We start from the raw sequence: 14,459 nt of genomic DNA, 5'->3' as shown, positions 1-14,459 counted from the left end.
TTACCGCCGTCCCGGCCACATCCGCTGCAATTCTTTCACCCCGTCGACCCATTGATGCTTCAACGCGCCCGCAATGTGCAGCGCGAACAGCGCGTAGACGGCGTAGGCGATGATTTCATGCGCTGCGCCAAAGCCGTCATGCACGGCTTTCTTGGTCGCCGGATCGAGCGCGAGGATGAAGCCGATCCGCGGCCATTGCACCAGGCCATAAAGATACATCGGCGTCGTCGCGGCTTTCTCATAGGCCGAATCCATGATCCAGCCGGTCAGCGGCATCGCGAACAGGATCGCGTAGAGGCCCCAATGGACGACGTGCGACGCCGTCACTTCCCACCGGGCATAACCCGCCGGTAGCGACGGCGGGCGGTGGGTAAAGCGCCACAGGATCCGCAGGATGGCGAGGCCGAGGATGGTGATGCCGATCGATTTGTGCAGATCGATCGCCGGGCGAACCTGCGCATCGGGATAGAAGTCCCACGTCAGCGCGAGCGCAACATTGGTGACGATCAGCAACGCGACGATCCAGTGCAGCGCGATCGCGATTCCGGTGTAGCGTTGAACCACGGGTTCGCTCCTGCTCGATTTCGTTGCTGTCACCCTAGCGGCGCCGGTCCGCCCGCGCTAGGCGCGTCATCGCACGTTCATCCTGGATCGGTATCGCCCGCGTAATGACATCGCTCGCCGACACGCTCGTCGCGGAATCCCCGCGGCTCACCCCTCGGCGCGTGCCCCTCGCCAGCCGATTGATCGGCGCGTTCGCGCCGATCCTGTTCCTCGCGCTGATCGTGCAGGCGTTTCAGCGCCAGGGGCTGGCGGTGTGGTCGATCGGGATCGCCTATATTCTTTACGACACGGCGCTGCTGCTGTTTACCGCGTGGAACATCCGCGATCTGCGGTTGGCGCCACCGCCCGCGCCGCACGCATCGCCGCGCTTCGGCGTTATCGTCGCGGCGCATAACGAAGCTGGCGTGATTGCCGCCGCGATCGACCGGCTGAGCGGACAGGCGACGCCGCCTGATTTGATCCTGATTGCCGATGACGGATCGAGCGATGCGACGCCCGAGGTGATGGCGCGGCGCTATGGGCTGCTTCCGCCGCCGCTCGGGACGATCAGCGATCCGTCGTCGGTGCTGCCGTCGCTGCGCTGGCTGCGGTTGCGGCATGGCGGCAAGGCGCGCGCGCTCAATGCCGCGATGCTGCTGGTCGATACCGAAGTCGTGCTGACGGTCGATGCCGACACGTTGCTCGAACCCGGCGCGATCGCGGCGATGCGCGCGGCGTTTGCCGCCGAGCCCGCGCTCGTCGCGGCGACGGGTGTGCTCGCGCCGATTTGCGGCCCGGATCTGCAAGGGCGCTTCTTCGAATGGTTTCAGACCTACGAATATGTCCGCAACTTCCTGTCGCGCCATGCGTGGGAGCGGCTGGGCAGCCTGTTGCTGATTTCGGGTGCGTTCGCCGCGTTCCGGCGCGATGCCGTGGTCGAGGTCGGCGGGTTCGATCCGACAAGCATGGTCGAGGATTATGAGCTGATCCACCGGCTGCACCGCCACGCGGTCGATCACCAGCGCGACTGGACCGTGCGCGTCGTCGGCGGGGCGTTGGCGCGGACCGATGCTCCGGCCAGCCCGATGGCGTTCCTGCGACAGCGGCGGCGCTGGTTCGGCGGCTTCCTGCAAACGCAACATTGGAACCGCGATATGGTCGGCGCGCGGCGGTACGGCTGGCTCGGCACCGCGATGCTCCCGGTCAAGGCGCTCGATACGCTCCAGCCGCTCTACGGCCTGGCGGCATTCGCGATCCTGATCGTTTTGGTGGTGACCGGGCGCTTCACCGTCGCTTTCCCGATCCTGATCGTGATGCTGGTCAAGATCGCGATCGATCTCAGTTTTCACCTTTGGTCGCTCGGCATTTACAAGAAATGGACCGGGCAGCGTGCAGGACTCGCGCTGTTTCCGGCGTTGATCGCAGCGGTGCTCGAGCCGTTTAGCTTCCAGCTGCTGCGCCATGCCGGGGCGGTGTGGGGCTGGCATGCGTTCCTGACGGGCCGCGAAAGCTGGGGACGGCAGCAGCGGACGGCGATTGTCGCGCCGGCGGAATAGGGTTCTCCCCTCCCTTCCAGGGAGGGGGAAATAAGCGTCATACCGCGAGCCGATACCCGATTCCCGGCTCGTTGAGCAGCAAGGCCGGGGCCGCCGGGTCGGACTCCAGCTTCAACCGCAGCGCGCGCATCGCAACACGCAGATATTCGACGTCGTCGAGATGCCCGTCGCCCCACACGATTTTCAGCAAATGCGCGTGCGTCAGCAATTTGCCCGCATGGCGCGTCAGTTCGGCGAGCAAGGCGAACTCCTTGCGCGTCAGTTTTACCGGTAAGCCGTCGCGCCACACCTGATGCGCGGCGAGGTCGATCTCGACCGGCCCCGCCTTCAGCCGGTCCTGGCCGGGCGAAACGGCATTGTGCCGACGCAACGCGCCGCGGATGCGCGCGAGCAGTTCCTCGGTATCGAACGGTTTGACGACATAATCGTCGGCCCCAAGATCGAGCGCCGCGACCTTTTCTGCCGTCGCGTCGCGCGCGGTCAGCACGATCACCGCGCGGTCGATCGCTTTGAGCAGCGGCACGAGTTCGATCCCATCGCGGTCGGGCAGGCCGAGATCGAGCAGCACCAGCTCGCATCCCGGTCGCCGCGCGGCGGTGAGCGCCTCGGCCGCGGTGGCGGCTTCCTCGACGCTGAGGCCAGCGCGCTCGACCGCGCCGCGCACGAGCCGGCGGATTGCGGGTTCGTCATCGACGATCAGGATCTGCGCGGTCATTCCACGCCCATACGCCGGAGCAGCGCCTCGGGCCATGTCACGCAAAAGGCCGAGCCGCCATCCTCGCGGTTCGACGCGGTGACGCTCAGCCCCATCGCATCGGCAAAGCCCTTGACGATCGCGAGGCCGAGGCCGGTCCCGCCGCTGCGATCATCGCCATCGACGCGGGTGAAGCGATCGAACAAATGCGCCTCGCGCCCGATCGGCAAGCCGGGGCCGTGATCGAGCACGCCGAGCGTCAGACCGTCGGGGAGTCTCCGCCCCTCGATCACGATATCGGTGTCGGGCGGTGCGAACTTCGCGGCATTGCCGAGCAAGTTGATCAGCACATGGTGCAACATCCGCGGGTCCGCCTCGACCAAGGGCAGCGTCGGCGGCACGTCGAGCACCAGCCGGTGCCGCGCGAGTTCGGCGCGCAAATCGTGCGCGGCGGCGGCGACCGCGTCGGTCAGATCGGTCGCCTCACGTTTGACGACCAGCGCGCCCGCCTCGATTCGCGTCATCTCGACCAGATCGTCGAACACGCGGCGCAAGCGGCGCGCTTCGCTCTTGAGCGTGGCGGTGGCGGGGGAGGCACCATGTTCGACCGCGAGTTCGTCGGCGGCGGCAACGACGGCGGTGAGCGGGGTCTTGAGATCATGGCCGATCGAGGAGAGCAGGGTCGCGCGCAAATCGTCGCGTTGTTTCAACGCGCTGACCTCGCGCGCTTGCGCTTCGAGCTGGAGGCGTTCGTGCGCAAGTGCGGCCTGGCCAACCAACGTTGCGAACAGCATGCGCTTGTCCGGCGGAATCGCGTCGCCCTCGCCCTCGCGCGCGACGCCGAGCACGCCGAGCACGCCCAAAGCGGTCTTGAGCGGGTGGAATTGCCATTCGCTTGCGGTAAGCGTCCCGCTGTCGCGCCCCGCCATTTCGCCACGATCGAACGCCCAATCGGCCGCGGCAATGTCGATCGGGCCAAGCTCGGGAATGTCGGGTGCGCTGGCGATCACCACATGGCGCCCGTTTCGTTGGCCGAGCAGGACGGTTGCAACGCCGAGCAGCGCCGCGATTTCCTCGCACGTGGCGGTCGCAGTGCCGGTCTCGTCCGAGACCGCGGCGAGGCGCTGGCCGAAGGCAGCGAGCGCGGCGTTTTCGGTCGCGGTGCGCGCACCGATATTGGCTTCGTGCCGCACTTGTCCGGCCAATTGGCTCGCGACCACGGCGACAATGATGAACACCAGCAGCGTCACGACATTTTGCGGATCGGTGATCGTCAGCGTGTAGAGCGGTGGCAGGAAGAAGAAATTATACGCGAGCGCCGCGCCGAGGCTCGCGATCAAGGACGAGCGCAGACCGTAAAGTGTCGCAGTGGCGATGACCGGCAACAGATAGAGCAGATCGATCGCATTGGGTCCGACGAGCGGCTGCATGAGCGTCGCAAAGGCGGTGTTGGCTGCGACGAAGCCGAGGCCGATCACGCTGCCGCGCGCAAAGATCGGACGCGTCGTCGGCGTTTCGCGGACCTTCTCGTTCGGTTCGGCGACGGGAACGACGTGGATCGCCACGCCGTCGAGCGCGCGCACCAAGCGATCGACCACCGATCCGTGGCGCAGCTCGAACCACCACGACCGGCGCGATTTGCCGATCACGACGGCAGTAGCGCGCGCTTCGCGGATATGTGCGACAAGGCCCTCCAGGACATTACGCGCCGGGACGGTGGCAATCGTCGCGCCAAGGCCAGTGGCGAGGTCGAGCGCATCAGCCATCCGCGCGCGCGCCGCGGCGGAGAGCGTCGCGGTGCGCGGCGTTTCGACGACCACCGCGGTCCAGCTCGCACGCAACGCGTCAGCCAGCCGCTTCGCCGATCGGATCAAGGCGTCGCTGCCCGGCTGGTCGCCGACCGCGACGACGACGCGCTCGCCGCCAGCCCAGGTGCCGCTTTCGCCAAGGCTCGCGACATGGTCGAGCAGATGCCGGTCAACGCTCTGCGCGGCGCGACGCAGCGCGAGTTCGCGCAACGCCGAAAGATTCGATTTGGAAAAGAAATGGCCGAGCGCGCGCGTCGCCTCGGCCGGGATATAGACCTTGCCCGCCTTCAACCGCTCGATCAGCTCGTCGGGGGGTACGTCAACCACTTCGATCTCGGCATCGTCGAGGATCGCATCGGGCACCGTCTCGCGCACGCGGACGCGGGTGAAGCCGGCGACCACATCGTTGAGGCTTTCGACATGCTGGATGTTGAGCGTGCTGAGCACATCGATGCCCGCCGCGCGCAGCTCCTCGATATCCTGCCAGCGTTTGGGGTGGCGGCTGCCGGGGGCGTTGGTGTGCGCGAATTCGTCGATCAACGCGACTTGCGGATGTCGCGCGAGCATCGCGTCGAGATCGAATTCTTCGAGCCGGTGCGCGCCGTGCACGATCACGGCACGCGGCAGCATTTCGAACGGTTCGGTCAGGCGGACGGTTTCGGCGCGACCGTGCGTCTCGATGATTCCGGCGACGACATCGGTGCCGCTGCGCAGCAGCTCGGCACCCTCGCGCAGCATCTCGAAGGTTTTGCCAACACCGGGGGCGGCACCGAGGAAAATCTTGAGGCGCCCGCGCCCCTCGCGCTGGGCTGCTTTCAGCAAAGCTTCGGGCGAGGCTCGCGAGTCGTTCATTGCGCGCCCATCGCCCCATTCGTCACCCCGGGCTCGTCCCGGGGTCCACCGCTGCGCCCATGCTGAAGCCGGTTGGCGTGCGGCACGGTGGACCCCGGGACAAGCCCGGGGTGACGGAGGGATGGGATGCGCGGCGGGATCATTTACCGCGCGTGGTAGCGGAAAGCGTATCGAGCTGTCGATTAAGCAGCAGGACGTTCACGTGGCGCTCCCCGATGATGCCGAGAATCGGCTCCTCGGTTTGCGCGGTGATCAGCGACCTGACCTTGGCGACATCGAGGCCGCGCGCCTTGGCCACGCGCGACGTCTGTAAAAAAGCCGCCTCGGGGCTCAGATCGGGATCGAGCCCCGAGGCGCTAGTGGTGACCAGGTCGGCGGGTATATCCCCGGTCATCCCTTCCGCCCGCGCGTCGGAAACGCGCTTGGCGATGGCGTCGCGCAGGTCTTTCGACCCTGGCGCAAGGTTGGTCGCGGCCGACGCACTCGCATCGTACCCATCCTTGCCGGCGGCAGAGGGACGCGGATGAAAGTAGGTCGGGCTCGTGAAATTCTGGGCGATCAGCGCGGAGCCGATCGGATTGCCCTTGGTGTCGCTGATCAGGCTGCCATTCGCTTGCACCGGCAGCGCGACTTGCGCGATTCCGGTGATGGTGGCGGGGTAGAGCAGGCCGGTGACGAGCGTCACGAGGAAGAGGAGGACGACGGTCGGGCGTACAGCGCGGATGAGTTCGGTGAGCATGGAAGGATCCTCAAGCAAGATGGAGGCCGGCGACGACGAGGTCGATCGCCTTGATGCCTATGAACGGCGCGATCAGCCCGCCGACGCCGTAAACGGCGAGGTTACGCGCGAGCAGCGTGCCGGCCGGGGCGGGGCGATACTTCACGCCCTTCAGCGCGAGCGGGACAAGCGCCGGGATGATCAGCGCGTTGAAGATGATCGCCGACAGGATCGCGCTTTCCGGGCTGGCCAGCCGCATGACGTTGAGTCCGCCCAATCCCGGATAGAGCACGACGAAAATCGCGGGGAGGATCGCGAAATATTTGGCGACATCGTTCGAGATCGAGAAGGTGGTCAGCGCGCCACGCGTCATCAGCAATTGTTTGCCCAAGCCCACGATCTCGATCAGCTTGGTCGGATCGCTGTCGAGATCGACCATGTTGCCGGCCTCGCGCGCGGCCTGCGTGCCGGTGTTCATGGCGACACCGACGTCGCTTTGCGCGAGCGCGGGCGCGTCGTTGGTGCCGTCGCCGCACATCGCGACGAGCTTGCCGCCTTCCTGTTCCTTGCGGATCAAGGCGAGCTTGTCCTCGGGCGTGGCCTCGGCGAGGAAGTCATCGACCCCGCTTTCGGCGGCGATGCTGGCGGCGGTGAGCGGATTGTCGCCGGTGATCATCACCGTGCGGATGCCCATCCGGCGGAGTTCGCCGAAGCGCTCGCGGATGCCGGCCTTGACGATGTCCTTGAGCTGGACGATTCCGAGCAAGCGGTTGCCATCGGCGACCGCGAGCGGGGTGGCACCGCCGCGCGCAATCTCGTCGGCGATTTTCCGCAGCGCGTCCGCATTGGGCGCATCGGGGAGCCGCTTCAGGATCGCGTCTACCGCTCCTTTGACCAGCGAGCGGTCACCAATCTGGAGACCCGACACGCGCGTTTGCGAGGTGAATTTGATCTCCTCGGCACCCGCGGGTATCGCCACCGCGGCGCTACCGTCCTGGTTCGCCAGCACGACGATCGAGCGGCCTTCGGGCGTTTCATCCGACAGGCTGGCGAGGCGCGCAGCGGCGATCAACTCGGCGAGCGTGACGCCGGGGACGGGCAGAAAGGCGGTCGCCTGACGATCGCCGATCGTGATCGTGCCGGTCTTATCGAGCAGCAGCGTGTCGATGTCGCCCGCAGCCTCGACCGCGCGGCCTGATTTGGCGAGCACGTTGAAGCGGACGAGCCGGTCCATCCCGGCAATGCCGATCGCGGACAGCAGCGCCGAAATCGTCGTCGGGATGAGCGTGACGAACAAGGCGACCAGCACCGGCACCGCAATCCCGCCACCTGCATAGGCGGCAAAAGCCGGCAGCGTGCCGACCGCGATCAGGAAGATGAGGGTGAGCCCCGCGAGCAGGATCGTCAGTGCGATTTCGTTGGGGGTCTTCTGGCGTTGCGCGCCTTCGACGAGCGCGATCATACGATCGAGAAAGCCCTGGCCCGCGCCTGCGGTCACCCGCACCGTGATCGAATCGGCGATGACGCGCGTGCCTGCGGTGACCGCCGAACGGTCGCCACCGCCTTCGCGGATCACCGGCGCGCTTTCGCCGGTAATCGCGGCTTCGTTGACCGAGGCGACACCCGCGATGACTTCGCCGTCGGCCGGGATCAGATCACCCGTTTCGACCAGCACCTCGTCGCCGACTTGCAGCCGGGTCGCGTCGATCAACTCCCACGCGCCTGCCACGCCGATCAATTTTTTGGCGCGCAGATCAGCTGCGGTGGCGCGCAAAGCAGCGGCCTGCGCCTTGCCGCGTCCCTCGGCGAGCGCCTCGGCGACATTGCCGAACAGGACGGTCAGCCACAACCAGAACACGAGCTGGCCCTCGAACACCGGATGGCCAGTGCCGGTGACGATGCCTTTCACGAACAGGATCGTCGACAGGCTTGCGACGATCGCCGTCACGAACATCACCGGCGTCTTGATCAGCTTGGCGGGGTTCAGTTTGAGGAAGGCGTCCCGGACGGCGGCAGCGAGCAGGGGGCCGGTGAAGAGCGAAGCGTTCTGATTTGCCATTGGATATGACCTTTTAGAGCACGGTGCCGGCGGCGACTTGCGCCTGATCGGCGATCGGGCCGAGTGCCAGCGACGGGAGGAAGGTGAGGCCGCCGACGATCACGATGACCGCCGCGAGCAAGCCGATCCAAAGCGGCCCGGTGGTCGGGAACGACCCAGGTCCCTCGGGCACGCGGCGCTTGGCGGCGAGGCCACCGGCAATCGCGAGTACGGGCAGGATCACCCCGAAACGACCAACGAACATGTCGAGCGCGAGCAGCAGATTGTAGAAGGGGGTATTGCCGCTGAGCCCGCCAAAGGCCGATCCGTTGTTCGCCGCAGCCGAGGTGAAGGCGTAGAGGATCTCGCTGAAGCCGTGCGGCCCCTTGGCGAGTGGCCCGGCGAGACCTGCGCCGGTGATGCAGGCAATCGCGGTCAAGCCGAGGATCATCAGTGGCGGTACGATGATCGCGATCACAGCGAGTTTCATCTCGCGGCTTTCGATCTTCTTGCCGATATATTCGGGGGTGCGGCCGACCATCAGCCCGGCGATGAACACCGCGAGGATGCAATAGATCAGCACCGCGTAGAGTCCCGATCCGACGCCGCCGATGACGAGTTCGCCAAGCTGCATGTTGAACAGGGGCACGAGTCCCCCGATCGCGGTGAAGCTGTCGTGCATGCCGATGACGGCACCGCACGACGTGGCGGTGGTGACGACGGCGAAGAGTGCGGTGGCAGCCACGCCGAAGCGCACTTCCTTGCCCTCCATGTTGCCGCCGGCGACACCGAGTGCGTGGTGGATCGGGTTGCCTGCCGCTTCCGCCCCGTATGCAACCGCAACACCGGCGATAAAGAGCAGTAGCATCGCGGCGAGGATCGCCCAGCCCTGGCGGAGGTTGCCGACCGCCTTGCCGAAAGTGAGAGTGAGGCCTGCGCCGAGCACGAAGATCGAGAGCATCTGGACGAAGTTGCTCAGTGCGGTGGGGTTTTCGAACGGATGCGCGGAATTGGCGTTGAAGAAGCCGCCGCCATTGGTGCCGAGCATTTTGATGGCGAGCTGCGACGCTACGGGTCCGACCGCGATCGTCTGCTTCGCCCCCTCCAGCGTCGTCGCGACGACGGAAGGGCCGAAGGTCTGCGGAACGCCCATCACGACATAAGCCAGGGCGAGCACGATCGAAATTGGGAGCAGCAAGTACAGCGTGGCGCGCGTCACATCGACCCAGAAATTGCCGATCGTGTTCGCCTGACGCCGCGCGAAGCCGCGGATGAAGGCGAACGCCACCGCCATGCCGACCGCCGCCGACAGGAAGTTCTGCACGGTGAGGCCAGCCATTTGGCTGAGGTTCGACAGCGACGATTCGCCGCCGTAATTCTGCCAATTGGTGTTGGTGACGAAGCTGACCGCGGTGTTGAACGCGAGCAGCGTTTCCATGCCCGAATAGCCTTGCGGGTTCAGCGGCAGCACGCCCTGCAATTTCAGGATCGCGAACAGCAAGGCGATGCCGCCCAGGTTGAACACCATTAGCGAGACGGCGTAACCAACCCAGCTTTGTTCGGCCTTTGGGTCAATGCCCGCAAGTTTGTAGAAGCCCGCCTCAATAAAGCCGAGCGGCATCTTTTCGCGGGCATAAAGGGCGTGCATCCAGTCGCCCGCTGGCTTCGCCAGCACCACGATCAGGACGAGGAAGAGCAGGATCATGCTCCAGCCAGAGAGGGTCATGACGGCGCCCCTTCAATACCGCTCGGGCCGTGCGAGCACGGCGAGCAGATAGATCAGGACGATGAGGGCGACGAGGCCGCCCAGTAGGAGGTCGAACGACATGCAAAAGCCCACCTGTAATGGTTCAGGTGAGTGCTGTGCGCTCAGGCCGCGTTATGGCGCGCGGGGGATTTCGCCGAGCGGCGTAAAGCGCGCGTAAAGTACGGGTTTACAGGGGCTGCGTCGAATCGCGCACGGGGCCGGTATAAGCCGGGTCGAGCGCGAGATTGATCAGATGCGCCAGGCGGAACCCGGCGCGGCGAATGCGATCCTGCGCCTTGCCCTCAAAGCTTTGCAGATAGGGCTGTCCGATCGGTTGCAGCCGCGGCGGATTGGTCTTGGTCGCAGCCGTCGGCGAATATTGGCACGTCGAGCCGACCTTGGTGCAATACAGCACCGACGGATCGAGCGTGATCTGGTACGATTCATTGGCCCATGGCACGGGATCGGTCCCGACGAACGACAGCTCCTCGGCCAGCGTGGTATTGGCCTGCAACGTATCGACCGCGCGATAGGTGATCGTGAAACGGCTCCAGCTCTTTTTGTAATCGGCGCGCTTGCGGACGCGCTCGAACAGCCCCGCCTCGAGCAGGCAATTGTCCCAGACGCCGTGGAGATTGTCGGGGCGATAGGTCGATGTACCGCATTTGCCGGTCAGCTTGGCGTCGATGCCGTTGCCGCCTTTGTCGTCGGCGAACGAAACGTGCAGCGGCTGGTGGATGTCGCCGACCCAATGGCCGATCGCCATCAAAGCGAAGACGCGGTCCTCTCGCGATCGGCTGGTGTCCTTTAAAATGGCAAGGTCGCGCTTGATTCCGGCCAGGATGCATTCGCCGGTGCCGGGGCAGGTCTCATCGACGATCACGGTAACCGTGCGCGCGACGTTGATGAAATGGTTATCGGCGTGGCGCCGCGGCAGTTCATCCTCTTCAAGGCAACCGACGTTGAACGACGTATAATGCCGATCGGGCAGTTGGCCTTTGCCGGGGACGGTGATGCCGCCGCGCCGACTTTGCAGCAAATCCTTCAGCGTCTCGCGCGACGCCGGGGTGAGGTTGCGATAGGCGAGATCACACACCGACAAATGGCCGAGTTTGCCCCAGGCTTGCGCCTTTTGCGGCTGCCAAAGTCCGAGCGTGACGGCGATACCGATGGCAAGCAAGACGAACAAACGGCGCATGACGATCCCCCCGGACGACCGATCGGCGCGACGTGCCGACGCGGTTCCGCCATAGCATGGATCGCCGCGTTGCGCATCGGGATTATCACCGATCCGGTCCGATCGGCGCGCCGGTCAGGGTTTGGGCTCGCTCATCAATTTGCGTTGGAGATAGGTCATGGTCAGCGCGGTGGTGCGCGCGGCCTGTTTCAGATCCGCGCCCGCGCCGTGCCCGCCCTCGGTATTCTCATAATAAAGGAAGTGCAGGCCCATTTCCTCCATCCGCGCGGCGAATTTGCGCGCATGTTGCGGGCCGACGCGGTCATCCTTGGTCGTCGTGAAGATGAACGGTTCGGGATAGGCAACGCCCGGCTTGAGATTGTGATACGGCGACAGCTTCTGCCAGAATGCCATCACCTTCGGATCGGCATTCACATCGCCATATTCGCCTTGCCACGATGCGCCCGCCGCGATCTTCGAAATGCGGATCATGTCGAGCAACGGCACCTGGATGACGACGGCACCCCACAATTCGGGGTGCTGCGTGAATTCGACTCCCATCAGCAGCCCGCCATTCGACCCGCCCTGAATGCCGAGCTTCTTGGGCGAGGTAATCTTGCGCGCCATCAGATCCTTCGCGACCGCGGCGAAATCGTCATAGATGATCTGGCGCTTGGTGCCGAGCCCGGCCTCGTGCCAGGCCGGCCCGAATTCGCCGCCGCCACGGATATTGGCGAGCACATACGCGCCGCCGCGTTCAAGCCAGAGCTTGCCCATCGTGCCCGAATAGTTTGGCGTCTGGCTGACCTGAAAACCGCCATAGGCGGTCATCAGCGTCGGGGTCGTGCCATCATAGGCGATGTCCTTGCGATGCACGACGAAATACGGGATTTTCGTGCCGTCGCTCGAGGTTGCCTCAAGCTGTTCGACAACATCCTGCGACGCATCGAATTTCGGCGCGATCGCCTTGACCTGTTCGAGCGCACCCGTCGCGGTATCGGTCAGGTAGAGCGTCGAGGGCGTCAGGAAGCCGCTGGTGCCGACAAAGGCGCGGTTCGACGCGTCATCGGTCGCGGCAAAGCCTACCGTCAGATTGTCGGGCAGCTTCAGCCGCGCGCTGGTCCAGCCGCCGCCGGGTTTCGCAGTGTAGACGTAGGCGCGGCCCTGGACGTTGCTGAGCGTGCTGATCAGCAATTTGTCGCGCGTCGAACTGATCCCGCTCAGCGAATCGCGCAGGCCGGGCGCCCAGACGAGCTTCGCCTTGGGGCTGTCGGGCGCGGCTTTAACCTGCGCCAGTGCCATTTCAGCGACCGAACCGGCGGTGAACGCCGCACCCGCCGACGGCCAGGCCTCGTTGAGGCGGACGATCACGCGGCCGTCGATCAGCTCTTCGAGATTGGCCTTTTCCGGAATCGCCAGACGCTTCGCGCCCGCGGGGGTGATGATGAAGGTCTGCTGGTGGAAGGTGTCGAGCGGGCGTTCGACATAAGCGAGCATGCGGCCTTGCCCGTCGCGTAGCACGCCGGGCGAAACGCCATAGCCGCCATCGGTCTGCGCGCCACGATACACTTCGACCGCCGCCGTCATCGCCTGTCCGCGCGCGAGCCGCTTGACGATATAGGGATAGCCCGACTGCGTTAGCTCACCCGGATTCCAGTCGGTCGCGACGAGCAGATGGTCCTTATCCTCCCACGCGATGCGGTGCTTGCCGCGCGGCAAGTGGAAGCCGCCGGTGACGAACTGGCCGGTCGCGAGATCGAACTCGCGCACTTCGACCGCATCCTCGCCCCCGTCCGACAGCGAGACGAGGCACAGGCGTTCTTCGGGGCGCAGGCATTGCGTGCCCTTCAACACCCAGCTCTTGCCCTCGGCCTTGCCGAGCGCATCGATATCCAGCACCGTCGCCCACTTCGGTTCGGCGGTCTTGTAATCGGCCAGGCTGGTCTTGCGCCAAATCCCGCGCAGATGCTGTGCATCCTGCCAGAAATTGTAGATCTCGCCGTGGGTGAAGCTGGGGCCGGGGATGCGGTCCTTGGCCGATGCGATCGTCAGCGCCTCTTCATACAGCGTTGCGTAGCGGGCATCGGCCTCGAGCAGCTTGGTGCTGTACGCGTTGCGCGCGTTGACCCACTCCATCGCGCGCGGCGAGGAGACGTCCTCAAGCCAGAGATAGGGGTCTTCTGGGGTTTGGGCGGCGGCGGCGGCGACCGGCATGGCGATCGAGGTCAATAAGGCCAAAGTGAGAATATGCATGGAAATCCCCTGATCGGAGCGCACCGACGCGCGCCGGCGTTGCCCTCTTCATGCTGTGTCGATGGCATGGCGTCAAACGGGACTTCGCCCGCGATCTTCGCAACCGACGGACGCATCAATCCACCGCCGTCGCGCGGTAGCACCACACCAGACGCACGACGAAGTTCCGTGTTTCTCGCGTGATCGTCGCGGCGTCGCCCGGAACGTGCGCGACCATCGGCGCGCACAGCACGTCGACCCGGATCGACGTTTCGAGCGTGCACCAGATCGCGCGACCGACCGACTCGAGCCCGTGATCGCGTCGTGCAACAGGGCTCCCCCCTCCTTTTTGGACGCAAATTCCATGCTTCTGGAACTGGCCAGCCTTTGGCCGTCATCGGTTCAATCTGCCCCGCGCCAGACTTGGTCATCACGTTTTAGCGCAAGTTGGAGGAATCAAAGCGCCGCGGCGAGCAGATCGGTCAGCCACGCATTGACGACGCAATTCACCACCAGATGGACGCGGTCGGCGCGGCCGCGATTGGCGACGCTGTGCGGATCGGACAGCCGTAAATACCAGACGGTGCCGGGATCGAGGATCACACGCGCGCCATTCAGGCGGAAATCGACCTCGGGGTTAGTGACGATCGGGATGTGGAGCCGCGCCTCACCGCTTTCGGCCTCGAGATCATTGTCGCGATGGTCCTTGATGATCGATCCCGGCGTCAGTCGCATCAGTCGCACTGCCTGAAGCGGACAGCGCAACGCCCCGAGCACCTCCTGAAAATAGCGGGAGCGCGCCAGCAAGGCCGTATCCACAAAGTCGGTGGCGGTCGGGTCCGAATAGATTTGCATGATCGGGTGGGTCGCGCCCTTGGTGCAGCGCAACGGCAGGACGCTCCAGTCGCCTTCGTAATTCTGCCGGACGAAATGCTCGGTCCACGGCGTATCGATCAGCGCGTCGAGATCGGCGCGCAAGCGGACCGGATCGAAGTTCAGCGGCAAGCGGAGCCGATCGGGATAGGCGTGTGATTGTTGTGTGGCGATGAACACGGTAGGCTCTGCGCTCGTCTCCATCCTTCGTTACATAGCGC

General features: G+C 65.2%; 11 protein-coding genes. 1 reads left to right on the top strand and 10 read right to left on the bottom strand.

Annotation, left to right across the window (positions count from 1 at the left end; genetic code table 11):
- The gene (locus IEV62_RS05355; protein ID WP_188445842.1) at positions 1–564 is read right to left on the bottom strand and encodes a cytochrome b; all 564 of its coding nucleotides are present in this window, start codon (positions 562–564) and stop codon (positions 1–3) included.
- A gap of 104 nt (positions 565–668) precedes the next feature.
- Between IEV62_RS05355 and IEV62_RS05350 the strand changes: the two genes are divergently transcribed.
- On the top strand, positions 669–2,099 hold the full coding sequence (locus IEV62_RS05350; protein ID WP_188445841.1) for a glycosyltransferase family 2 protein: 1,431 nt from the start codon (positions 669–671) through the stop codon (positions 2,097–2,099).
- Positions 2,100–2,136: 37 nt separating this feature from the next.
- Here IEV62_RS05350 and IEV62_RS05345 read toward each other — a convergent pair whose 3' ends face one another.
- The 9 genes from IEV62_RS05345 to IEV62_RS05305 form a co-directional block, all read right to left on the bottom strand.
- Positions 2,137–2,814 (bottom strand): response regulator, encoded by a 678-nt coding sequence (locus tag IEV62_RS05345; protein WP_188445840.1) that lies wholly within the window; start codon positions 2,812–2,814, stop codon positions 2,137–2,139.
- Complete coding sequence (locus IEV62_RS05340; RefSeq protein ID WP_188445839.1) at positions 2,811–5,453, bottom strand: DUF4118 domain-containing protein; 2,643 nt, start codon at positions 5,451–5,453, stop codon at positions 2,811–2,813. Before IEV62_RS05340 ends, IEV62_RS05345 begins: the two co-directional genes overlap by 4 nt.
- A 139-nt stretch (positions 5,454–5,592) precedes the next feature.
- Positions 5,593–6,192 (bottom strand): potassium-transporting ATPase subunit KdpC, encoded by a 600-nt coding sequence (kdpC, locus tag IEV62_RS05335; protein WP_188445838.1) that lies wholly within the window; start codon positions 6,190–6,192, stop codon positions 5,593–5,595.
- Between the two features lie 10 nt (positions 6,193–6,202).
- Positions 6,203–8,230 carry a potassium-transporting ATPase subunit KdpB gene (gene kdpB / locus IEV62_RS05330; RefSeq protein WP_188445837.1) on the bottom strand — a complete coding sequence of 676 codons (2,028 nt, stop codon included), beginning with the start codon at positions 8,228–8,230 and terminating at the stop codon, positions 6,203–6,205.
- Positions 8,231–8,243: 13 nt separating this feature from the next.
- The gene (kdpA, locus tag IEV62_RS05325) at positions 8,244–9,935 is read right to left on the bottom strand and encodes a potassium-transporting ATPase subunit KdpA (RefSeq protein WP_188445836.1); all 1,692 of its coding nucleotides are present in this window, start codon (positions 9,933–9,935) and stop codon (positions 8,244–8,246) included.
- 12 nt (positions 9,936–9,947) lie between these two features.
- Positions 9,948–10,037, bottom strand: coding sequence for a potassium-transporting ATPase subunit F (locus IEV62_RS05320; RefSeq protein WP_188445835.1), 90 nt, complete (start codon positions 10,035–10,037; stop codon positions 9,948–9,950).
- A gap of 106 nt (positions 10,038–10,143) precedes the next feature.
- Positions 10,144–11,154, bottom strand: coding sequence for a S1/P1 nuclease (locus IEV62_RS05315; protein WP_188445834.1), 1,011 nt, complete (start codon positions 11,152–11,154; stop codon positions 10,144–10,146).
- Positions 11,155–11,268: 114 nt separating this feature from the next.
- Complete coding sequence (locus tag IEV62_RS05310) at positions 11,269–13,386, bottom strand: prolyl oligopeptidase family serine peptidase (RefSeq protein ID WP_188445833.1); 2,118 nt, start codon at positions 13,384–13,386, stop codon at positions 11,269–11,271.
- A gap of 435 nt (positions 13,387–13,821) precedes the next feature.
- Positions 13,822–14,442 carry an aspartyl/asparaginyl beta-hydroxylase domain-containing protein gene (locus IEV62_RS05305; RefSeq protein ID WP_188445832.1) on the bottom strand — a complete coding sequence of 207 codons (621 nt, stop codon included), beginning with the start codon at positions 14,440–14,442 and terminating at the stop codon, positions 13,822–13,824.
- Positions 14,443–14,459: the final 17 nt, after the last annotated feature.

The organism is Sphingomonas psychrolutea (assembly GCF_014636175.1).
Classification (GTDB): Bacteria; Pseudomonadota; Alphaproteobacteria; order Sphingomonadales; family Sphingomonadaceae; genus Sphingomonas; species Sphingomonas psychrolutea.
Note: the sequence above shows the minus strand (reverse complement) of the source record. Positions and strands in the feature narration are given on the sequence as shown.